The sequence below is a fragment of the Hyphomicrobium sp. genome, from assembly GCF_019753045.1.
Classification (GTDB): domain Bacteria; phylum Pseudomonadota; class Alphaproteobacteria; order Rhizobiales; family Hyphomicrobiaceae; genus Hyphomicrobium_B.
Genome location: NZ_JAIELN010000002.1, coordinates 76326 through 96557 on the forward strand (window position 1 = coordinate 76326; position 20232 = coordinate 96557).

Genomic DNA, 20232 nt, shown 5'->3' on the forward strand with positions numbered 1-20232 from the left:
GAAGAAATCCGGTCAAAAATCGTTCGAAATCCGCGGCGCGCTTTTACGCCGCCCGTCGCCGTTAAACGGCGATGTTGCCCGCCAGCTGCACGCGATTGTTGGCGCCCTGCCGATCGATGAGATCCGGCCCCGTCATCTTGCCGAAGTCCATTTCACGGATCGCGCCTTCCTGGGCGTTGGAAATCAGATTGTTCGCGATAAGGCATTTCCCGGCGTCGCCAGCGCCGGTGACCGATATGCCGACCCGCGCATGGCGAATGACGTTCCCGGTTGCCGCGACGTCTCGCATGAATGATCCCCAGCCGATCTGGATGCCGACGGTTGGAGCATTTTCGATGGTATTGCCGGAGACCACCGCATCGGCCTCGACGCCGATGCCTTCGCCGCGCTTGTCTTCCGGTTCCTGTTCGCGTCGAAAGAGGTTGCGAATGAGGTTGCCTTGAATGACGGCAAGGCGGCCGCCCTCGTTGAAATTCGTCACCGATATTCCTGTGGCAGCAGTATCGACGACGTTGTTGGAAATGACGGCGCCCTGGAACCCGAATTCGGCGTAGAGAGCAACCTCGCCGAGTCGCTCGCAACTGTTGGCGATGATTTGGATATTCGAGGCGGAATTGCCTCGGACGGCCGTGTACGCGCAATCCGAAATGCGGTTGCCGCTGACAAGCACGCTGCCGGCGCGAAACACGTTGATGCCGTTCCCGTATTCGCCAGTGCCGCCGGAAGCGCCGCGAATTTTCGAGATGCGATTGCCGGAAACGATAGAGCCGTCTTCACCGGCGGCGGACCGCCAGACGAGAATGCCGTTATTCCCGCAGTCCGAGATCGTGTTGCCCTTGATGTCGAGCCCCAAGGCGTCGAGGCTCTTCAACCCGGCGTCGAGGGCGCCCGTTATTGTGACGTCGTTGATATGTCCGCCGCACGCGATGAGCGAAAGCCCGTTGCCGACACTGTTGCGGATCTCGAGTTCGCTCAGGCGGAGGTCCTTCGAATGCGAGATCGTGATGGCGCCATCCGCGCGCGTCCTGTCGAACGTCTTATAGGCGCAGTCGAAGACGATGCCTTTGATAGCGAGACCGTCCGCGCTGTCTGCCGTTACGAAGGCGTCGCCGCCGCCATAGGCGAGGATCGTCGTCCGGGCGCTGCCGATGAGCCGCGTTCCCATGCGAAGTTTGAGATCGCTGACGATGAAGGTCCCGGACGGCAGGATTACCGGCGTATCCGTGTTGGCCGCAGCGTCGATGACAGCCTGTAACGCGGCCGTCTGATCCTGGACGTCATTGGGCACGAGCCGAGGCGCAGGAGCGCTCGCGGCGGCAGGCGCGGTGCCGGGAGACGCAACTGAGCGCTTGTCTGCGGCATGAGCGACCGTCGCCGCCGCACCCAATCCAAGGCCGGCTCCCAAGACGGAACGACGATCGAAGGTCATAGGCGGCTCCCCCGTTCGCTGCTTTGCATCTCGCAAAGCAGTGAAATCAGCGAGCCGCGAGAGTCGTTAAACCAGGGTTAACGAAGTCTCGGCTGCGGCCGTATTCAACGCGATTTTGAGGATCTCGAGCGCAGCCGCCGACACGGCCGTCATGTCGAGCGAAGGCTCGGAAAGATCAGAAGGGATATGCACAAATCCCACGCGGCAATCGCCTCGCGCTTCCGCCGCCGCCAGTGAGTGATAGAGGACCGCATTGCAGAGATAGCCGCCGGCGTCGTTCGAAATGGAGGAGGGATAGCCCTTCGCGTTCAGTGCCGCAGCGATCGACGGAGCGGCGATCGACGATCGGCGGACTGCAGGACCATCCTCCGCCAATTGCGCCGCGGCGGGATGCGCTCCGGCTGCATCGGAAGCCGCCCGGCAGACATTCGCCGCTTCAGTTTCGAGCCGAATGGTTTTGGCTCCGGCGGCGACCCCGAAGTGCAACGCCAGCAAAGGCCGGTGACGCTCATGCAGGTTGGCGATGAGCCGGGGCGCTCTGTTCCACTCCGTCGGAAGGACTGCGACAGTGAAGCAAAATTCTGGAAGAGCGCGGCGCGCCATCCTGGCAAGCTTCCGGGCGAGTTCGCCCGAAGCGTTGATAGGAACACCCGGAAAAGGACCAAACCCGGTCAGCAGTACGGTCGGACGTGAATCCATTCGTCTCGGCATCGGCCCAATTATAGGCGGCCGATGCCATTGACCCAACGGGGAAGAGAGCGACCGCGCGTTATGTGCCGGCGTGGCGTTGACGCAGCTGTTCGCGCTTGTCGATGACGAGACGGCCTTCCTCGGCCTTGTGGAAATATTGGCTATTGATGAGCCAGCCCTTCAATGGCCGCAGCGGCGGAATGCACGTCAGCAGGATGATTGGGAAGCTGGTCAGCAAGTGCATCCAGAATGGGGGCCCATAGGCGACCTCGAACCAGCAGGCAAATGCCGCGCTCGGGATGCACGCGAAGCAGATCACGAAAAACGCAGGACCATCCGCCGGATCGGCGAATGAGAAACTTAGTCCGCAGGCTGGGCATTCCTTCTTGAGCGTCAGAAAGCCGTCGAAGATCTTACCCTTGCCGCATCGGGGGCAGAGACCGCGTATCCCCGTCGTCAGCGGAGATAGTTTCGGCCACTTGTGTTCCCCGCACATGATGTTTTCCTTTCATTACTGATGTCTGGGTATTGTATGGCAACTTGGCCTGCGGGAAAAGCATTGTATGCGCCCTGCGCCATAATGGCGATTTTTGCGACATTACGCAGCGCTAACAGAGGCTTAGAGTAAGATGCGCCGTTGAACTGAACGGGGCGGTAGAATATCCCTATCCCTGCATGGCCATACATGTTATGTAATGTATGGATCATCGAAGGAGAACCGTCCAGCTATGTCATCTTGGGAGCCCTGGTTGGCGGAGGGCGGACAGCTCAAATACCGCGGTATCATCGAAGCCATCGAAATCGACCTGAAGTCAGGGCGTATTCAGCCGGGTGACCGGCTGCCGCCGCAGCGAATGATTGCGGAAATCCTTGGTGTCGATCTGACGACCGTCACGCGCGCTTTCAACGAGGCGCGGCGCCGGGGCCTCGTCGAGGCAAATGCCGGACGTGGCACCTTCATTCGACGGCGCCTAGACGACGGCCGTATGCTGGGTGCCCCCTCAACGCCGGCTGTCGACCTCAGCATGAATATCCCGCCGCAGCCGGCGGCCGCTAACCTCAAACGCCTCATTCCCGAAACCATCGCCAATCTCCTCTCTGAGGAGGGCGGGATGCTGAACCTTCATTATCAAGAGAGCACGGGCAGCGAGTCGGACCGCGCCGCAGCCGCGGTGTGGCTGAGACAGCGTATTCCCGACCTGAAGCCGTCGTCGATCGTTCTGACCAACGGCGCTCAAAATGCGCAGTTCGCCATCTGCGAATGTCTCGCGTCGCCGGGGGATTCCATTGCTGCGGGTTTTGTGAGCTATCCCGGCCTGAAAGCCATCGCGCAGCAACGCGGGTTCGCGCTGAAGCCATTGGAGATGGACGAAAAGGGCATCGATCCGCAGTCGTTCGAAGCATGCTGCGCGACTTCGCCGCCAAAACTGCTCTACGTCATACCCGCGATAGATAATCCGACGACGGCGACGCTATCGGAAGAGCGGCGGCACGAAATCGTCGCGATCGCACGCAGGCACAACGTAATGATCATCGAAGATGATCCCTATTCGTCGCTGCAAAGCGAACCGTTGACGCCAATAGCGGCTTTGGCGCCGGACATCACTTGGCACATCGCGACGTTATCGAAATGTGCAAGCCCTGCTTTGCGCATTGCCTATGTGGTCGCGCCAGGGGCGGCTGAGGCGACGCGGCTCGCAGCTGTCATCAGGGCTGTCAATCTCATGGTGCCGCCGTTGAATGCAGCGCTTGCATCGCGTTGGATCGCGACCGGCATCCTGGACGATGTCGCCCTCGCAATCCGAGAAGAAAACATCGCCCGTCAGAAGCTCGCAAAGACTGCGCTCGGCGGCGCGCACATCGCGGCGGATAAATGTGCCTCACACATCTGGATGCGCATGCCTCCTCAATGGCGAGCCACCGATTTTGTCGAACATGCAGGCCGCCTGAGGATATCGGTTGTTCCGGGAGCAGCCTTCGCCATCGGCCCGAAGGAGCCCGAAGCTCTGCGGCTGTCGCTCGGCGTCGCTCCCGATCGCGACGCGCTTCTTCATGCTTTGAAGCAGCTTGCAGGCCTCCTGGCCCAGCCCCCGGGTGCGGCAAAGGCAATCGTTTAGCGACGGCAACGCGAGGTCGTCGCCGCCGCTTTAATAGTCATAAAAAACGCTTCTAACGGACACCGGATCGGGTGCGCCGGTTACCGGCTGCCTTTGCCCGGCAATGTGTCACGGGCGGCAGGCCGCAGACGTTCAAACAGCCCGTTGCAAACGGTTTGAAGCCAGATATCCTCCCGGCTATATCGCACCCGATCAAGGAACTGATTGCAATGCACGCAGCGTCCAATTTTTCGCGGCTATCTCTCAAAATAGCGCTGGCAGGAATGATGCTGGTCTCGGCGCTTTTCGTCGAGGCTCGAGCCCAGAAGACAGAGACGGCCACTGTCACAATCTTTGCGGCGGCCAGCCTCAAGAACGCCTTGGACGGCGCGGCCGCGGCATATGAAAAGAGCACGGGCAATAAGGCCATAATCTCCTACGCCGCATCGTCTGCGCTTGCGAAACAGATCGAGCAGGGCGCGCCGGCCGACGTCTTCATTTCGGCCGACCTCGACTGGATGGACTACGTTCAAAAGGCGAAGCTCATCAAGGATGAGACGCGCAGCAATCTCCTGGGTAACCGCCTCGTCCTGATCGCGCCGCAGTCGAGCACGGTCTCCCTCAAGATCGGCAAGGATTTCCCGCTCGCCGAGGCGCTCGGCGGCAATCACCTCGCTATGGCGAACGTGAAGTCTGTTCCGGCCGGCAAATATGGCTCGGCCGCTCTCGAAAAGCTCGGCGTATGGAGCGCGGTCGAATCGAAAGTCGCCCAGGCCGACAACGTACGCGCAGCGTTGGCTCTCGTGGCGCAGGGCGAGGCGCCGCTCGGCATTGTTTACGAGACGGATGCTACCGCCGAACCCAAAGTTAAGATTGTCGACATCTTCCCCGAAGACACGCATCCCCCGATCATCTATCCGATGGCCGTTGTCGGCGCGACCAAGAACGGCGATGCGGCCAAGGCTTTCGTTGATTATCTGAAGTCTCCCGAAGCGCAGGCCTTCTTCACCAAGCAAGGGTTCACGATCGTCAAGTAGCGGCGTCGAACCACGGAATGCGCAGAAATCGAAAGGCGGCCCAGTGTTCGGATTTTCTCCCGATGCGTGGATGGCGATCGAGCTCAGTCTACGCGTCGCCACCGTCGGAACGCTGGTCGGCCTTCCGATCGCGCTTGTCGCCGCCTATGCGCTGGCGCGCTGGCGCTTTCCTGGGAAGATCATTCTTGACGGCATCCTCCACCTGCCGCTCGTCTTGCCGCCCGTCGTGACGGGCTACTTTTTATTGCTGACGTTCGGCCGGCAAGGTTTGCTCGGAAAGGAACTTTACGACCTCTTCGGCATCACGTTCTCGTTCCGGTGGACCGGCGCAGCGCTTGCTTGCGGCGTCATGGGTTTTCCCTTGATGCTGCGAGCGATACGGCTTTCATTCGAAGCGATTGACAGGCGGTTCGAGACGGCCGCCGGTACGCTCGGCGCCAACCCATACTGGACCTTCCTTGTCGTGACGTTGCCGCTTGCTCTTCCAGGCGTTCTGGTTGGCGCAATTCTGTGTTTTGCAAAAGCGTTGGGCGAGTTCGGCGCGACGATCACGTTCGTCTCGAACATCCCCGGCGAAACGCAGACGATCCCCTCGGCAATCTACACCTTTACTCAAGTTCCCGGCGGCGAGTCGGAAGCACTTCGGCTATCGTGCGTTTCGATCGCCATCGCCATGGTGGCGCTCATCCTGTCGGAAGTGTTGAACCGCCGCATTCAAAGGCGCATTGCCGTATTCGAATGAAGGAAAAGCAATCACTGCTGAGCGTCCGGGCTTTGCAAAGGCGGCCGGATTTCACCCTCGATGTTGACTTCGAAAGCAACAGCGCGCTGACGGCGCTCTTCGGCCCCTCCGGCTCGGGTAAGACGAGCATTCTCAATCTGATTGCCGGTGTCCATCGGCCAGCCCGTGGGCGCATCGTCGTCGCGGGCAACGTGTTGACGGATACGGAGGCAGGGATCTTCATCCCGATGCACCAGCGCCGCGTCGGCGTGGTCTTTCAGGACGCGCAACTCTTTCCGCATTTGACGGTCCAGCAGAACATCAAGTTCGGGCAATGGTTCACCCGAATGCACGATCAAGGCCTTCCGCTTGAAGTGATCGTCGAAGTTCTCGGCATCGGATCGCTGATGAAGCGACGGCCCGCAACCCTCTCCGGCGGCGAAAGACATCGCGTTGCGCTAGCGCGGGCCCTGTTATCCTCGCCGCGCATCCTGCTGATGGACGAACCGCTGGCCGCACTCGACGATGCGCGGCGCAGCGAGATCATGAGCCTGATCGAACGGATCCGTGACGAGTTCAGAGTGCCGATCGTTTACGTCACCCACAACGTCGAAGAAGTGCGCCGCCTCGCATTGCGCGTTGTGCGGATCAACGCCGGGCGCGTCGTCTCCACCGGAACTGCCGCCGAGGTGCTGGGCTCATGATCCGCAATTCGCGCCAAATCATGCGCGTGCGGATTGAGGCGGTTTCTTACCTGGTTTGGGATCGCTCTTGCTGGGCCGCGCGAGATGCTTCTCGATCGACGCCAGCGGCTTGGCGAAAACGGTGAGTGCCTGAGCCTCCATGTGGCGATACTGTCGAACGAGGTCGGCGCCGAACGGCGTCAGCTTCGCAGCGCCGCCGCCACGGCCGCCATGCTGGCGTTCGATCAGCGGGTCGGCGAACATCGCGCTGAATTCATCCATCAAATACCAGGCACGTTTGTAGGACATGCCCATGGCCTTTGCGGCCTGAGCGATGGATCCATGCTCTCCGATCAATTCGAGAAGTTGGATGCGCCCGTGACCGATGTAGCGATCGCCTTCAAAGTCGATGCGGATCTTGATAGCAGTCATTCGTTCCCGCTCCGCTTTTTCAAAAACCAATTCTGGCGGTCCCTTGCGCCGGGTGCTCTTTCAGGGATGTTTCCGCCTGTCTACCGCCCGGCATTCGTAAAACCTTCGGTTAAAACCAATCGCAACCGGTGACCAATCTGCTGTTCCCCTTTACCAATTGAGACCGGAAACGCGATCGGCTAGACCCTGTGCTGATCAAACTCTGTGCATCTGGTCCGGCGTGCCGCTTGCTCCGGCGCCATTTGAACGAACCGATCATGCTTCCCTAGCGTGTCGCCCATTCCTGAACTAACATCAACAATGTATCCGTGACGGGGCGCGAGGGGTGCATCTCCAAGCCTTCGCCGTGGCGTGGCAATCGGAGGAGTAAGCACACATGATGCCCAGTCGGAAGACACTTGTTACGGCCGGAGCGCTTCTTTTTATGGGCAGCTTCGCCGTCTCGGGCGATCCGCTCAAATCTGTCGGCGAAGGCGAAGGACAGCTCGATATCGTAGCTTGGCCCGGCTACATCGAGCGGGGAGAGTCCGACAAGAATTACGACTGGGTGACGGGTTTCGAAAAAGAAACCGGCTGCAAGGTCAACGTCAAGACAGCAGCGACCTCCGATGAGATGGTCACGCTGATGAACCAGGGCGGCTTCGACCTCGTCACCGCATCGGGTGACGCCTCGCTGCGGCTGGTCGCGGGCAAGAAGGTTCAGCCGATAAACATTCAGCTGATCCCGAGCTGGCAGAAGATCGATCCGCGGCTGCAGGAGGCGCCTTGGCATACCGTCGACGGCGTCCATTACGGCGTTCCCTATCAGTGGGGCCCGAACGTGCTCGCCTATAACACGAACGTCTTCAAGGAAGCCCCGAAGAGCTGGGCGGTGGTGTTCGAGGAACAGAACCTTCCCGACGGCAAGAGCAACAAAGGCCGTGTGCAGGCTTATGACGGCCCGATCTACATCGCCGACGCCGCGCTCTACCTCAGCAAGAAGAGGCCGGAGCTCGGCATCAAGAACCCTTACGAGCTGAATAAGGAACAGTATGACGCCGCAATCGCGCTGCTACAGGCGCAACGCGCGCTGATCGGCCGCTATTGGCACGATGCGACCGTGCAGGTCGATGACTTCAAGAACGAGGGTGTCGTCGCGTCGTCTTCGTGGCCCTATCAGGTGAACCTGCTGCAGGCCGACAAGAAGCCCATCGCCTCGACGATTCCTGAAGAAGGCGCGACCGGCTGGGCCGATACGACGATGATGCACGTCGACGCCAAGCATCCGAATTGCGCGTACAAGTGGCTCGAGCACTCCTTGAACCCCAAGCTCCAGGGCGATCTGGCCTCGTGGTTTGGTTCGGTACCGACGGTTCCGTCCGCCTGCAAGGGCAACGAACTGTTGACAGCTACGGGCTGCGAGACGAACGGTTTCGGAAACTTCGATAAGATCTGGTTCTGGCGCACGCCGACGGCTAAGTGCGAGAAGGAAAGCTCTTGCGTGCCCTATTCGCAATGGGCGAAAGACTACATAGCCATTCTCGGCAAGTAATCGACACTCCCTGCGGTCGGCCGGCCAGCCAGTCGGCCGCAGGCATCCGATGAGTTTCATGTCTCCAGCAGTTCGCTTTCAGAATGTATCGCGTCGCTTCGGCTCAGTGCGCGCCGTTGACAACGTGTCTCTCGACATTGAGCCGGGAGAATTCTTCGCCCTTCTCGGTCCATCGGGCTCCGGAAAGACGACGTGCCTCCGCCTCATCGCCGGCTTCGAGCAGCCGGACGAGGGCCACATCGAAATATTCGGCGAGACCGCCGACGGCGTGCCGCCCTACCGGCGCAACGTCAACACCGTATTTCAGGACTACGCTCTGTTCCCGCACATGACGGTCGGCGAAAACGTCGCCTACGGTCTGATGATCAAGGGCGTCGGCAAAGCCGAGCGCGAAGCGAAAGCGAAAAGCGCGCTCGCGATGGTTAAGCTCGCGGGCTACGAAAGCCGCCGCACGGCGCAGCTGTCGGGCGGACAGCGCCAGCGCGTTGCGCTTGCCCGCGCCCTGGTGAACGGGCCGAAAGTGCTTTTGCTCGACGAGCCGCTCGGCGCGCTTGATCTGAAGCTCCGCGAGCAGATGCAGGAAGAATTAAAATCGCTGCAGACGAGTCTCGGCATCACGTTCGTGTTTGTCACGCATGATCAGGGTGAGGCGCTTTCGATGGCCAACAGGGTCGCGATCTTCAACGAAGGCAAGATCGTCCAGGTGGGCACGCCATCCGACGTCTACGAACGCCCGACCTCGCGCTTCGTCGCCGATTTCGTCGGCTCGTCGAACGTGCTGCCACCGGAATTTGCAGCCGCGCACGGCGGCCACGCCGCGTGGACCAGCCTGCGGCCCGAGAAAATCCAGATCGCGTCCCAAAATGCCTTGGTGCCCGCCGCCTGCGCGCACGCCAAAGGAATAGTTACCGCGATCAGCTATCAAGGCGCGGTTACGCGCATCACGGTCGCGACGGAAAAACTGGCGCTCATCGCGTCGACGCCAGCGGGAACGGATGTGCGCAAGGGCGACAGCGTCTCTCTGATCTGGCCGAAGTCCGCGATGGTGGCGATGGGAGAGGGCGCGTGACCACGGCGGTAGCAGAAAGGCAGAGAGGGATCGGCGGCGCGATCTCGGACCTGTTCTTCGCGCGCCCGCAGCTTGTGACGTTCCTGTTGCTGACGCCGCCGCTGCTCTGGATCGGTGTCGTCTACATCGGCTCGCTGTTCGCGCTTTTGCTCCAGAGCTTCTATTCGCTCGACGATTTCTCCGGCCTCGTCGTTCACGAGTTCACGCTCTCGACCTACGCACAGCTTTTCGAAGCGTCCAACGCTCAGATCATCCTGCGCACCGTCACCATGGCGGCGCTGGTGACGGTCGCGAGCGCGATCATCGCTTTCCCGATCGCGTACTATGCGGCGCGATATGCGCGAGGCTGGACCAAAGCTCTCTTCTATCTCGCAGTCATGATGCCGCTCTGGTCGAGCTACTTGGTCAAGGTCTATGCCTGGAAGCTGATCCTCGCCAAGGAGGGGATCATAACCTGGTTCGCGAACGAACTGCATCTCAGGTGGCTGCTCGACGGCATTCTCGCGTTGCCCGTCGTGGGCGGCCCTTCGCTTTCGTTCAGCTACCTCGGCACGTTTCTCGTCTTCGTTTATATCTGGCTGCCCTACATGATTTTGCCGACGCAAGCAGCGCTCGAGCGCGTCCCGGCAAACTTCATTGAGGCGTCCGCCGACCTCGGCGCCGATCCCCGCCAGACGTTCCGGACAGTGATCTTTCCGCTGGCGCTTCCCGGGATCGTCGCCGGATCGATCTTCACGTTTTCCCTGACGCTCGGCGACTACATCATCCCGCAGATCGTCGGCAATTCACGTCTGATGATCGGGCAGGCCGTCTACACGCTTCAGGGAACCGCCGGAAACATCCCGCTTGCCGCGGCTTTCACCGTCGTGCCGATGCTGATCATGGCCGTCTATCTCTGGATGGCGAAACGTATGGGGGCGTTCGATGTCCTCTAAGGCAAACCGTACGACGCCGCTCGGCTTGCGGATCTCGGCGATTGCCGGACTGCTATTTCTTCATCTGCCGCTGGCATTGATCTTCCTCTACGCCTTCACGACCGAGGAAAAGAGCTTCGAATTTCCGCCGCCCGGCCTCACCACCAAATGGTTCGGAGTCGCCTGGACGTCGCGGCCGGATATTTGGCCGCCGCTCTACCTATCGCTGCAGGTCGCGGCGATCGCGACGGTGCTCGCCCTTATTTTCGGGACGCTTGCCGCGGCCGCCCTCTCGCGGGCCCGCTTCTTCGGCCGCGAGACGATCTCGCTTCTCTTCGTGCTGCCGATAGCGCTGCCCGGCATCATCACCGGTATCGCGCTTCGCTCCGCCTTCGACATCATGAGCATACCGTTCTCGGTCTGGACGATCATTCTCGGCCACGCAACGTTCTGCATCGTCGTCGTCTACAACAATGCGGTCGCGCGATTTCGCAGGCTGAACGGCAATCTCGTCGAGGCCTCGATGGACCTTGGCGCCAACTCGTTCCAGACCTTCCGCCACGTCATCCTTCCGCAGATCGGGACGGCGTTGCTCGCTGGCGGCATGCTCGCGTTTGCGCTCTCATTCGACGAAGTGATCGTCACCACGTTCACCGCCGGTCAGCAAACGACTCTGCCGATCTGGATGCTTTCCGAACTCATCCGGCCACGTCAAAGGCCGGTGACGAACGTCGTCGCCGTATTCGTGTTCATCGTAACGCTGTTGCCGATCCTCGCAGCCTATTATCTGACGCGAGAAGGCGAACACACCGGCGGCTCTTCAAAGTAACGGACTTTAATGCTGGAGGATAAGATGCTCGACACCAACATGCTGATCGGCTCTGACTTCGTTGCCGGGACAGACGCACCGGAGCCAGTCGTCAACCCGAAGACGGAAGACGTCATCACCAATCTGCCGGACGCGTCCGCAGCCCAGGTCGATGCGGCCGTCAATGCTGCGGACAAGGCCTTCAAGGCTTGGTCGCAAACGACGGTCGGCGAACGGTCGACGCTGCTCTTGAAGCTCGCCGACGCAATCGAACGTGACGCTGAAAGCTTCGCCACGCTCGAGGCCTTGAATACCGGCAAGCCCCGCATTCGCGTTCTGCAGGATGAAATGCCGGCGATCGTCGATTGCTTCCGCTTCTTTGCAGGCGCCGTTCGCAACATGCACGGCCCCGTCGCCGGCGAATACATGGCCGGTCATACGTCGATGATCCGTCGCGATCCGGTCGGCGTCGTCGGCTCCATCGCACCGTGGAACTATCCATTGATGATGGCGGCCTGGAAGCTTGCTCCGGCTCTAGCCGGCGGCAACACGATCGTGCTGAAGCCGTCCGAGCAGACGCCTCTGACGCTTCTGAAGCTCGGCAAGATCATCGCTGATATCTTCCCTGAAGGCGTGGTCAACATCGTCGTCGGCAAAGGTTCGACAACGGGTTCTGCGCTGATCAACCATCCGAAGGTCTCGATGGTTTCGCTCACGGGAAGCATCGGAACCGGCCAGAAGGTCCTGCAGGCAGCAGCCACGAACATCAAGCGCACGCATCTTGAACTCGGCGGCAAAGCGCCTGTCATCGTCTTCGACGACGCCGACATCGCATCCGTCGTCGAGGGCGTGAAGATATTCGGTTTCTACAACGCGGGCCAGGACTGCACCGCGGCGTGTCGCATCTATGCCGGCAAAAAAGTCTACGACAACCTCGTCGCCGATCTTTCGAGCGCGGTGAAGGAACTCAAGTACAACCAGGCCAACGACGACGAGAACGACCTCGGACCGTTGATCTCGTCCGCTCATAAGGAGCGCGTGAAGTCGTTCGTCGACCGGGCAAGCCTACAAAACCATATCGCTATGACGGCGGGCGGTAAGCCCGCAGCAGGAAAGGGCTTCTTCTTCGAGCCGACGGTCGTCGCGGGCGCCACGCAGAACGATGAGATCGTCCGCAAGGAAGTGTTCGGCCCCGTCGTCTCGATCACGCCGTTCGACGATGCCGACGAAGCGATCGCCTGGGCCAACGACAGCGATTACGGGCTGGCGTCCTCGGTTTGGACGTCGGACATCGCCCGGGGCATGAAGGTCGCGTCGCGGCTGCAGTACGGCTGCACGTGGGTTAACACCCATTTCATGCTTGTCAGCGAGATGCCGCACGGCGGCTTGAAGATGTCGGGCTACGGCAAGGATCTCTCGATGTATGCGCTCGAGGATTACACCGTACCGCGTCACGTGATGGTGAAGCTCTAGTCGCAGTTCCACGGAGCATCACCGAAGCGCGCGGCTCGCCTGTCAACTGACACGGCGGCGAGGTCAAGTTCGCTTTGCCACAGCCCCGTAGTGTTTGAAAAAATAGAGAAGCGGTCGAAAGGTCGCCTCTCAATGAAGCGCACGGGAGTCAAGGCAGCAGGCATGACGGGTACCGATGAGGCGACACACGAAGAGCTGTTGCAGCGATTGCAGATCCTGGCCGAGCGCGCGGTAAGGCGCTACGGCCTTCCGGGCGACTGCGCGGTCAAGCTCATAAACGTCTCCGAGAATGCAACGTATCGCGTCGATAGCAGCACGGGGCAAAGGTGGGCGCTTCGCATCCATCGCGAAAATTATCATTCGCGCACTGCAATAGCTTCAGAGCTCATGTGGCTTTCGGCTCTCCGCGAAAATGGCGGCGTTGCCACGCCGACGGCGCTGAGGGGCCTCGACGGCGAATACATCCAGACCGTTGCGGCTAGCGGGCTTCCGAACCCGCGCAACGTCGTGCTGTTCCAATGGGAGAATGGCGCGGAGCCGTCGAGTACCGACATCGCCGGCTTCGAGATGCTCGGCGAAACGGCGGCCCGCATGCACGCCCATGTTCGCAAGTGGCAGCGGCCGGTCTGGTTCGAACGCTTCACTTGGGATTTTGAGACCAGCCTCGGCAGTCGTCCCCATTGGGGCTACTGGAAAGACGGGATGGGCATGACGCCGGAGGCGACGGCGGCCATCACCGAAGCCGTCGCGCTGATCGGACGCCGTCTCGAGAACTTTGGTAAATCGCCCGATCGCTTCAATCTTGTGCACGGCGATATGCGGCTCGCCAATCTGCTGATGGACGGGTCGACCGTGAAGGTCATCGATTTCGACGACTGCGGATTTTCCTGGCTCCTTTACGATTGCGCGACCACCGTCTCGTTCTTCGAGCACACGCCGGAGGTGCCGGACCTGCTCAATGCGTGGGTTCGCGGTTATCGCCGCATCGGCACTTTGAGCGAGGCCGAAGAAAGCGAAATTGCGACGTTCGTCATGCTGCGGAGACTTCTCCTCGTGGCGTGGATCGGATCGCATTCGGAAACCGAACTCGCGAAATCGATGGGCGTGGAATACACGCAGGGATCGATCGCGCTTTGCGAGAAGTACCTCTCACAGTACGGCACCGCCGCGGGGAAAGACGTTGCTGCACCGCCGAAGAAAGGTCTCCTGAAACGGCTTTTCGGCTGAATGTTGCACCGCAATTGTGCAGTTGTTTTTGGCGAGTGCCGAATATTTCACCGCGCATGACGGTTGACCCGTGGGCCGCTTCTGCTAGCCTTTTTTCTCTGGAATATTGGCATCTGCTCACCAGGAAACGATGGTACTCGGCATTAGCGACTTCGGAGCGAGCGGCGCTGGTAGCTCTATCAGTCGGGGGACCGACCCTTCTGTTCTAGCCTCCGCCGCCACCGGAATAGTGAAGTTCATCGAGCGCCAGCGCGGCGATGTCGATCGCATTTTCGGCAGCGTCGGCATCTCGCCTGAAATGGCTGGCTCTCCGACTCTGCAGTTGAGCCTCAGCTCCTACTGCCGCCTGTTCGAGGAAAGCGCACGAATAACCCGAAACGATAATTTCGGTTTGTGGTTCGGCAATGCATTCGATCCCCGAGACCTCGGTCTTTGGGGGTATGCCTCGCTCTCCGCTCCCTCGCTCGGCGTCGCTCTCGAAACGCTCGTTGAACTCTTTCCGCTGCACCAGCAATCGTCTTCGATGGCCCTGAGGACGGCGCCCGATGGCCTGGCGAGACTCGAATATCGCATCGACGCGCCGCAAATCGTCGAACGCCGCCAAGACGCGGAACTGTCGCTCGGCATGTTCCTCAATCTCATTCGCGAAGCGATGGGCCAGAGCTGGGCCCCTGAGGAAGTTCATTTTGAGCATCCAAAGCCAGAAGCCTGGCGCGAGCATGAGCGTGCATTCGCGGCACCGGCCTTCTTCTCGCAGCCGACAAACGCGATCGTGTTCCGGCCGCAAATCCTGAAGCAGGTGATGCCGGCTGCTGATCCGCGGCTCATGTGCGCAATGAAACTCTGTCTCGATCGGCTCTCCGAGCGTCGCGATGTGCGCTTCAGCATTACAGATCGTGTTCGCAGCGCCGTCCGCGCAAGACTGCCTGAAGGCTTTCCGCAAATCGAATGCGTGGCCGCTGAGCTGCGGCTTCCACTCAGCGCCATTCAGCGCGAGCTTCATTACGACGGACTGAGCTACAGCACCCTCGTCGAAAGCACGCGCCGCGACTTGGCGCTGTCCTATGTGCGCCAGCGCCAGTTGTCGTTCTCTGAAATAGCCTTCCTCGTTGGCTATTCCGAACTCTCCGCCTTCAGCCGCGCTGTCCGGCGATGGACCGGCCTTTCTCCGCGCGCACTGCGCGCGGAGGTACTCGACAACCAAAGCTGATCAGAATTTGACCGCTAAGTGATGCGTTAGGCCTGCGCCAGCGCATCCGTGCTTTCGGGCAGGATCTGACCCCCGTCGACGATGATCGTCTGTCCGGTAACGTAGGCGGCTTCCTTGGTCGCGAAAAACAGCGCCGCGTAACCGATGTCCTCGACCTTGCCGAGCTTCTGAAGCGGGATGCAAGCCGCAGCGGACTTCTCATACTCAGGTCCGAGAGCCGCAAGACCTTCTGTAGCGATATTGCCCGGCAGAACCGCGTTGACGGTAATGCCGTACTTCGCGAACTCCATGCAGGCCGTACGCATGAAGCCGAGCTGTCCTGCCTTCGTCGCGCCGTAGTGAGACCAGCCCGGGAAGGCTGTGATCGGGCCGGTAATCGACGAGGTGATGACGATGCGTCCCTGATCCGATTTCTTCAGATACGGCAGGCAGGCTTTGACCGACAGGAACGTTCCCTTGAGGTTCGTATCGGAAACGAAATCCCAATCTTCGGGCGACAATTCCTCGATCTTGGTCTGAGGAAAAATGCCGGCGTTGGCGCACAGGATGTCGATGCCGCCGTAAGCCGTGGCAGTCGCCTCGGCGAGAACCTGCAAGTCGCCCATGCTGGTGACGTCGGCGGAGAAGCCCATTGCGGTTCCACCGTCCCGGCGCAGCTCTTCAGCTGTAGCCTCTGCCTCTTTGAGATGCCGCGAGACGACGACGACCTTTGCGCCGCTCTTTGCGAAGACGCGCGCGATCCCCTTGCCGATCCCCTTGCTTGCACCGGTGACGATGACAGACCGGCCTGCGATAGACGTGAACATGGATATAACCTCCTTAGGGGCCGTGTTGTTGGTCTTGTTGAGATCGAGAGATTGAGAGCTTGTTCTAGGACGCCGCGTTCCGCTTCCGAGTGAGAAAGAGCATTGCGGCGTAGCCCCCAAAGAGGAGGACTGCGGCGGCCGCCGTCGAAATCGTACCAAGCACGGGTACGCCCGGCGTGTAGCCCGCCACCATCTTTGCGTAGAGATACTTGGGCAAAGTGTTGTCCGCGCCCGTTGTGTAGAGCGACAGCGGGAAGTTGCCCCACGACAGCAGGAAGGCGAACAGACTTCCCGAAAAGATCCCCGGCATGAGAACAGGTAGCGTCACCTCGCGGAAAGTCTGCCATCGCGATGCGCCGAGATCCGTCGCCGCTTCCTCGAGAGACGGATCGAAGGAATAGACCTGAATGGCCATGACGAGCGTTACGACCGGCGCAATCCAGACCAGGTGTGCGAGGACAGCCGTCTTCCAGGATAGCGTCAGGCCCAAGGCGTTGAACCAAAGCAGCAGGGCGAGCCCAAGCACCGACTGTGGGAAGAAGATCGGGAGCAGAATGAACTTTTGGTAGAGCTTGCGGCCCTTCCAATCGTAGCGGGCGAAGGCCAGCGCACCGAAAAAGCCGAGCACGACTGCGATGACGGTGACCGTCGCCGCGATCGATAGAGAGGTGAGCGCCAGCGCACGGACTTCGAGCGAGTTGAAGACCTTCGACCACCAATCGAACCCGAAGGACGAAATCGGGAAGGTGAAGTAGCGGCTCGACGTCATCGACGCGAGGAAGATCGTCGCGCTGGGAATGAACACGAAGAGCAGCACCGCAGCGGTCCAGACGCCGATGAGGATGTGGCGAATGCTGTTATTGTTCTCAGACATTACGTCACCGCTTTCCAAGTATTTGATCGAGATCGAAGCGCCTGAGCACGATGAGGACGAGCACGCTGACGACCAGCATCAGCAGCACCGCCAGCGCCGCCCCGAGAGGCCAGTTCTGCGCATACGTGAAGGCAATTTCGATGTCGTGTGTGATGGGGATGATACGCTGTCCGCCGAGAACCTTGGCCTCGGCAATGGCGCCGACAGCGAGCACGAACGTCAGCAGCGAGCCGATCATCAAACCAGGTGTCGACAGCGGCAGTTCAACTTCGCGGAAAACCTGCCAACGGGTTGCGCCCAGGTCTCTCGCCGCTTCACGCATCTGGTTCGGTACCATCGCGATTCCGAGCGTCATCGGAAACAGCATGAACGGCAGATAGACGTAGACCATGCCGAACAAGACGGCGGCCGGCGTGAAAAGAAAATCTCCCATCTCCACGCCAAAGAGCGTTCTCAAGGTTCCCGGAAGGACGCCGCCCTTGATGAAGAACAGCACCCAGCCGTAGAGGCGGATATTTTCCGAAACCACCAGCGGGATGGTGAAGAGCAGTGTCAAAACTGTCGACCAGCGGCCGAAGACGCGAACGAGACCGTACGCGACCGGATAGCAGATGAGCGCGAGAAGTACGACGGTAGCCGACGCCAGCCCCAGCGACCAAAACAACGAGACGTAGGTGTTGTCGCTGAAGATCGTTTCGTAATTTTCGAGAGTAGGCTCGTGCCAAAGTCCGAAGGTTCGGGCCGGCATGAAGCTGAAGCCCACGACCGCGAGCAGAGGCGCAACGAACCCGAGCGCCAGCAATACCATAATCGGTAGCGCCGCACGCCTTCCTGGTTGGGCGAGAACGGAGGTCTTTTCGATCATTCGTCGGCCACCAGAATTGAATTTTCCGGATCCCAACCAATCAGAACTTCGTCGTCGAGCTTGCCCTTGAAGGGCTGCTGGCGAAGCTTTTCGACGAGGAATACTTTTTCGCCGACACGGACCTGGTATTGGATGCGCGAGCCGAGTGCGTATTCGTTATAGAGAACGCCTTTGAGGCTGTTCTGCGCGTCGCTCGGAGAGTTGAGGAAGCGAAGGAACTCTGGCCGGACGACCAAGCACTGCGCTTTGCTCTCGATTGCAGCCGGCGGAACTTTGAAGCTCGCGCCGAGCGTTTGCGAACGCACCGAGCCTGCGCCGTTGCTCTCGACGGGTATCACGTTGACGTCGCCCATGAACTCGGAGACGAAGCGCGAGCGGGGCGTCGAGTAGATTTCGTTGGGCGAGCCCACCTGAATGAGCTTGCCGCGCCGCATGACGCCGATCCGGTCGCTCATCACCATTGCCTCTTCGAGGCTGTGGGTGATGTAGACGAATGTCTTGCCCGTTTCGCGGTGAATGTCCTTCAGCTCTTTCTCGAGCGTCTTGCGGAGCTTGTAGTCGATTGCCGAAAGCGGTTCGTCGAAAAACAGGATCTGCGGATCGAATGCGAGTGCGCGGGCAAGGGCGACGCGCTGGCGCTCACCGCCCGAACACAACGTGACGTTCTTCGAATAGTAGTCGGCGGGAAGATGCAGTTGCTGCATCAGCTCGCGTGCCCGCTTCGCGCGGGTCGCCGGATCGACGTTTCGGATCTTGAGGGCGAACTCGATGTTCTGTCCGACCGTCCGATGCGGAAAGAGCGCGAGCGACTGAAACACCATGCATGTCGGCCGTTCGTTGGCCGGAGTATCGTTGATGCGCTTGTCGCGCAGCAGAATGTCCCCCGATGTCGGCCGCTCCATTCCGGCGAGCATGCGGATCAAGGTCGTCTTGCCGCTACCGGAAGGTCCGACGATCGTGAAGAATTCGCCTTCGCCGATGGAAAGGTTGATATCGTCGACGGCTGCTAGATTGCCGAACGCCTTACGTACGTTCTTCAATCGCAGGATAGGTTCGGAAGTTCCGGTCACGTAGGAGTTCCAACTTCTTTGAAAGCTAATGAGAAACGCGTCTGGCCTTCCGCCTATCTAACAGGGCGGCGGAAGGCCGAAGCGTTACATGCCGTTTACTGAGGTCATGACGCAAACGTCATGCAGCTCAGGATTTCTTCGCCGCGTTCCAGATATCGAGCAGCTTGTCGTAGTCGGGAACGATATCGTACTCGACCGAACGCGCCATCTCTTCTTCGAGGCTGTCCCACTGAATGGCCTCGAGCTGATCTTTGGTGAAGAGCTTGAAGCATTCGGGGTTGCCCATCTGAGCGACCGGATTGAACGTGCCTTCGGCAAACGCCACCGTGTGCGCGACTTCGGGAGCCTGCACGTATTCCAGGAACTGCTCGGCGAGCGGAGAGCCGTGCGGGTTGTTGACGACCGAGGTGATTTCGATCCAGGCGATGCCGCCCTTGCCGCCGGCAAGCGGACCCTTGTTGGGCGTGACGCCGCGCAAATTCAAGTGACCGTCCGCGCGGGCGGGAGAAGCCGAGTACGTGCCGCCCGTGAGATGGCAATCGATTTCGCCGGAAATCATGGCCTGGTTCATGGTGGCGATGTCGCCGACGACCTTCTTGTTCTTCAGAATGCGCTTTGCGGTTTCCTCGAACTTGGCGACTTGTTCGGGTGTATGCGGCTGATAGGGATCGAAGCCGGCGATGCAGCAGATGCCGAACACGTTCCAGTCGTCGGATTCCAGAATGCCGAAGCGGCCGGCGAGCTTCGGGTCATTGAAGAGATCCCAGCCCTGGTCTTCTGCAGTTTTGCGGCTGATCTTGTCGGTGTTGACGACGAACGAGTAGGGCCCGAACCGCTGCGCCATGCCGAGCAGATCTTTGCCGGAGTCGTCCATCGCCCATTTATAGGGCGGCTTGAACTGCGGCATCATCTTCGCGAAGTATGGCTCGAACTTGGCGCGATCGAGCGGCTTGATCAGCTTCTCGGGCAGCATGATTTTGCGTGCCCAGGGATTGTTGACGTTGATGAGATCCCAAACGTTGATCTCGCCAGCGCGCAGACGGTTGATCATCGTCGGATCGTTGGTCAGGCTTTCGGCCTTGACCGTCGCGCTCTTGCTCGAACGGAACGGGTCGAGCACCTGAGCCGAGTTGTAACCTTCCCAACAGAGAATATTCAGTTCCTTGTCACGGGCCGCGTGGGCGGCGCCTGCGAAGGGGCCTACTTGAGTGGCCGCCAGCGTCGCCGCCGCGGACGCCGAAGTTTTCAAGAAGTCGCGCCGTGAGAGTTTGCTATCGAACATGCCTGTCACTCCTGG

Annotated in this window: 20 protein-coding genes; 11 read left to right on the plus strand and 9 right to left on the minus strand. The window is 60.2% G+C overall.

The genetic code is table 11. The features are described 5' to 3' along the window. Positions 1-61: 61 nt before the first annotated feature. The 3 genes from K2Q04_RS00890 to K2Q04_RS00900 all read right to left on the minus strand — a co-directional run bounded on the left by K2Q04_RS00890 (position 62) and on the right by K2Q04_RS00900 (position 2615). Positions 62-1429: a TIGR03808 family TAT-translocated repetitive protein gene (locus tag K2Q04_RS00890; protein WP_291157995.1), complete on the minus strand. Its 1368-nt coding sequence runs from the start codon at positions 1427-1429 to the stop codon at positions 62-64. Positions 1430-1495: 66 nt separating this feature from the next. After that, on the minus strand, positions 1496-2128 hold the full coding sequence (locus tag K2Q04_RS00895) for a pyroglutamyl-peptidase I (protein WP_291157996.1): 633 nt from the start codon (positions 2126-2128) through the stop codon (positions 1496-1498). Between the two features lie 70 nt (positions 2129-2198). Further along, positions 2199-2615: a DUF983 domain-containing protein gene (locus K2Q04_RS00900; protein WP_291157998.1), complete on the minus strand. Its 417-nt coding sequence runs from the start codon at positions 2613-2615 to the stop codon at positions 2199-2201. 232 nt (positions 2616-2847) lie between these two features. Here K2Q04_RS00900 and K2Q04_RS00905 point away from each other — a divergent pair, with 232 nt between their 5' ends. The 4 genes from K2Q04_RS00905 (at position 2848) to modC (ending at position 6677) form a co-directional block, all read left to right on the plus strand. Continuing rightward, positions 2848-4236, plus strand: coding sequence for a PLP-dependent aminotransferase family protein (locus K2Q04_RS00905; RefSeq protein ID WP_291158000.1), 1389 nt, complete (start codon positions 2848-2850; stop codon positions 4234-4236). 263 nt (positions 4237-4499) lie between these two features. Then, positions 4500-5252, plus strand: coding sequence for a molybdate ABC transporter substrate-binding protein (gene modA, locus K2Q04_RS00910; RefSeq protein ID WP_291159088.1), 753 nt, complete (start codon positions 4500-4502; stop codon positions 5250-5252). 43 nt (positions 5253-5295) lie between these two features. Further along, on the plus strand, positions 5296-5994 hold the full coding sequence (modB, locus tag K2Q04_RS00915; RefSeq protein WP_291158002.1) for a molybdate ABC transporter permease subunit: 699 nt from the start codon (positions 5296-5298) through the stop codon (positions 5992-5994). After that, complete coding sequence (gene modC / locus K2Q04_RS00920; RefSeq protein WP_291158003.1) at positions 5991-6677, plus strand: molybdenum ABC transporter ATP-binding protein; 687 nt, start codon at positions 5991-5993, stop codon at positions 6675-6677. Before modB ends, modC begins: the two co-directional genes overlap by 4 nt. Positions 6678-6695: 18 nt before the next feature. Here the strand turns inward: modC and K2Q04_RS00925 are convergent, their stop codons facing one another. After that, positions 6696-7088, minus strand: coding sequence for a winged helix-turn-helix domain-containing protein (locus tag K2Q04_RS00925; RefSeq protein ID WP_291158005.1), 393 nt, complete (start codon positions 7086-7088; stop codon positions 6696-6698). Between the two features lie 424 nt (positions 7089-7512). On the opposite strand from K2Q04_RS00925, the gene K2Q04_RS00930 reads away from it, so the two are divergent. The 7 genes from K2Q04_RS00930 to K2Q04_RS00960 all read left to right on the plus strand — a co-directional run bounded on the left by K2Q04_RS00930 (position 7513) and on the right by K2Q04_RS00960 (position 15320). Continuing rightward, complete coding sequence (locus K2Q04_RS00930) at positions 7513-8619, plus strand: ABC transporter substrate-binding protein (protein WP_291159090.1); 1107 nt, start codon at positions 7513-7515, stop codon at positions 8617-8619. Positions 8620-8677: 58 nt separating this feature from the next. Next, positions 8678-9688: an ABC transporter ATP-binding protein gene (locus K2Q04_RS00935; protein ID WP_291158007.1), complete on the plus strand. Its 1011-nt coding sequence runs from the start codon at positions 8678-8680 to the stop codon at positions 9686-9688. Next, positions 9685-10623, plus strand: coding sequence for an ABC transporter permease (locus tag K2Q04_RS00940; RefSeq protein WP_291158009.1), 939 nt, complete (start codon positions 9685-9687; stop codon positions 10621-10623). Before K2Q04_RS00935 ends, K2Q04_RS00940 begins: the two co-directional genes overlap by 4 nt. Beyond that, a complete protein-coding gene (locus K2Q04_RS00945; RefSeq protein WP_291158011.1) occupies positions 10613-11431 on the plus strand; it encodes an ABC transporter permease in 819 nt (272 codons plus the stop codon). The genes K2Q04_RS00940 and K2Q04_RS00945 overlap by 11 nt, the downstream gene beginning before the upstream one ends. A gap of 24 nt (positions 11432-11455) precedes the next feature. After that, positions 11456-12883: a gamma-aminobutyraldehyde dehydrogenase gene (locus K2Q04_RS00950; RefSeq protein WP_291158013.1), complete on the plus strand. Its 1428-nt coding sequence runs from the start codon at positions 11456-11458 to the stop codon at positions 12881-12883. Positions 12884-13015: 132 nt separating this feature from the next. Beyond that, positions 13016-14110, plus strand: coding sequence for a phosphotransferase (locus K2Q04_RS00955; protein WP_291158015.1), 1095 nt, complete (start codon positions 13016-13018; stop codon positions 14108-14110). A gap of 229 nt (positions 14111-14339) precedes the next feature. After that, entirely contained in the window at positions 14340-15320 is a 981-nt protein-coding gene (locus K2Q04_RS00960; protein ID WP_291158016.1) for an AraC family transcriptional regulator, read from the plus strand. 26 nt (positions 15321-15346) lie between these two features. On the opposite strand, the gene fabG is transcribed toward K2Q04_RS00960, so the two are convergent. The 5 genes from fabG to K2Q04_RS00985 all read right to left on the minus strand — a co-directional run bounded on the left by fabG (position 15347) and on the right by K2Q04_RS00985 (position 20217). Next, positions 15347-16126 (minus strand): 3-oxoacyl-ACP reductase FabG, encoded by a 780-nt coding sequence (gene fabG / locus K2Q04_RS00965; protein WP_291158018.1) that lies wholly within the window; start codon positions 16124-16126, stop codon positions 15347-15349. Positions 16127-16190: 64 nt separating this feature from the next. Then, positions 16191-17000 (minus strand): ABC transporter permease, encoded by an 810-nt coding sequence (locus K2Q04_RS00970; protein ID WP_291158020.1) that lies wholly within the window; start codon positions 16998-17000, stop codon positions 16191-16193. A 4-nt stretch (positions 17001-17004) separates the two neighbouring features. After that, on the minus strand, positions 17005-17865 hold the full coding sequence (locus K2Q04_RS00975) for an ABC transporter permease (protein ID WP_291158022.1): 861 nt from the start codon (positions 17863-17865) through the stop codon (positions 17005-17007). Further along, positions 17862-18935 (minus strand): ABC transporter ATP-binding protein, encoded by a 1074-nt coding sequence (locus K2Q04_RS00980; protein WP_291158024.1) that lies wholly within the window; start codon positions 18933-18935, stop codon positions 17862-17864. The genes K2Q04_RS00975 and K2Q04_RS00980 overlap by 4 nt, the downstream gene beginning before the upstream one ends. A gap of 127 nt (positions 18936-19062) precedes the next feature. Then, complete coding sequence (locus K2Q04_RS00985) at positions 19063-20217, minus strand: PotD/PotF family extracellular solute-binding protein (protein ID WP_291158026.1); 1155 nt, start codon at positions 20215-20217, stop codon at positions 19063-19065. Positions 20218-20232: the final 15 nt, after the last annotated feature.

What these genes read in the sequence shown, in the direction of transcription:
- K2Q04_RS00890 (WP_291157995.1), bottom strand. Translation starts at nt 1,429, where the DNA reads ATGACCTTCGATCGTCGTTCCGTCTTGGGAGCCGGCCTTGGATTGGGT.
- K2Q04_RS00895 (WP_291157996.1), bottom strand. Translation starts at nt 2,128, where the DNA reads ATGGATTCACGTCCGACCGTACTGCTGACCGGGTTTGGTCCTTTTCCG.
- K2Q04_RS00900 (WP_291157998.1), bottom strand. Translation starts at nt 2,615, where the DNA reads ATGTGCGGGGAACACAAGTGGCCGAAACTATCTCCGCTGACGACGGGG.
- K2Q04_RS00905 (WP_291158000.1), top strand. Translation starts at nt 2,848, where the DNA reads ATGTCATCTTGGGAGCCCTGGTTGGCGGAGGGCGGACAGCTCAAATAC.
- modA (WP_291159088.1), top strand. Translation starts at nt 4,500, where the DNA reads ATGATGCTGGTCTCGGCGCTTTTCGTCGAGGCTCGAGCCCAGAAGACA.
- modC (WP_291158003.1), top strand. Translation starts at nt 5,991, where the DNA reads ATGAAGGAAAAGCAATCACTGCTGAGCGTCCGGGCTTTGCAAAGGCGG.
- K2Q04_RS00925 (WP_291158005.1), bottom strand. Translation starts at nt 7,088, where the DNA reads ATGACTGCTATCAAGATCCGCATCGACTTTGAAGGCGATCGCTACATC.
- K2Q04_RS00930 (WP_291159090.1), top strand. Translation starts at nt 7,513, where the DNA reads ATGGGCAGCTTCGCCGTCTCGGGCGATCCGCTCAAATCTGTCGGCGAA.
- K2Q04_RS00935 (WP_291158007.1), top strand. Translation starts at nt 8,678, where the DNA reads ATGTCTCCAGCAGTTCGCTTTCAGAATGTATCGCGTCGCTTCGGCTCA.
- K2Q04_RS00945 (WP_291158011.1), top strand. Translation starts at nt 10,613, where the DNA reads ATGTCCTCTAAGGCAAACCGTACGACGCCGCTCGGCTTGCGGATCTCG.
- K2Q04_RS00950 (WP_291158013.1), top strand. Translation starts at nt 11,456, where the DNA reads ATGCTCGACACCAACATGCTGATCGGCTCTGACTTCGTTGCCGGGACA.
- K2Q04_RS00955 (WP_291158015.1), top strand. Translation starts at nt 13,016, where the DNA reads ATGAAGCGCACGGGAGTCAAGGCAGCAGGCATGACGGGTACCGATGAG.
- fabG (WP_291158018.1), bottom strand. Translation starts at nt 16,126, where the DNA reads ATGTTCACGTCTATCGCAGGCCGGTCTGTCATCGTCACCGGTGCAAGC.
- K2Q04_RS00970 (WP_291158020.1), bottom strand. Translation starts at nt 17,000, where the DNA reads ATGTCTGAGAACAATAACAGCATTCGCCACATCCTCATCGGCGTCTGG.
- K2Q04_RS00975 (WP_291158022.1), bottom strand. Translation starts at nt 17,865, where the DNA reads ATGATCGAAAAGACCTCCGTTCTCGCCCAACCAGGAAGGCGTGCGGCG.
- K2Q04_RS00985 (WP_291158026.1), bottom strand. Translation starts at nt 20,217, where the DNA reads ATGTTCGATAGCAAACTCTCACGGCGCGACTTCTTGAAAACTTCGGCG.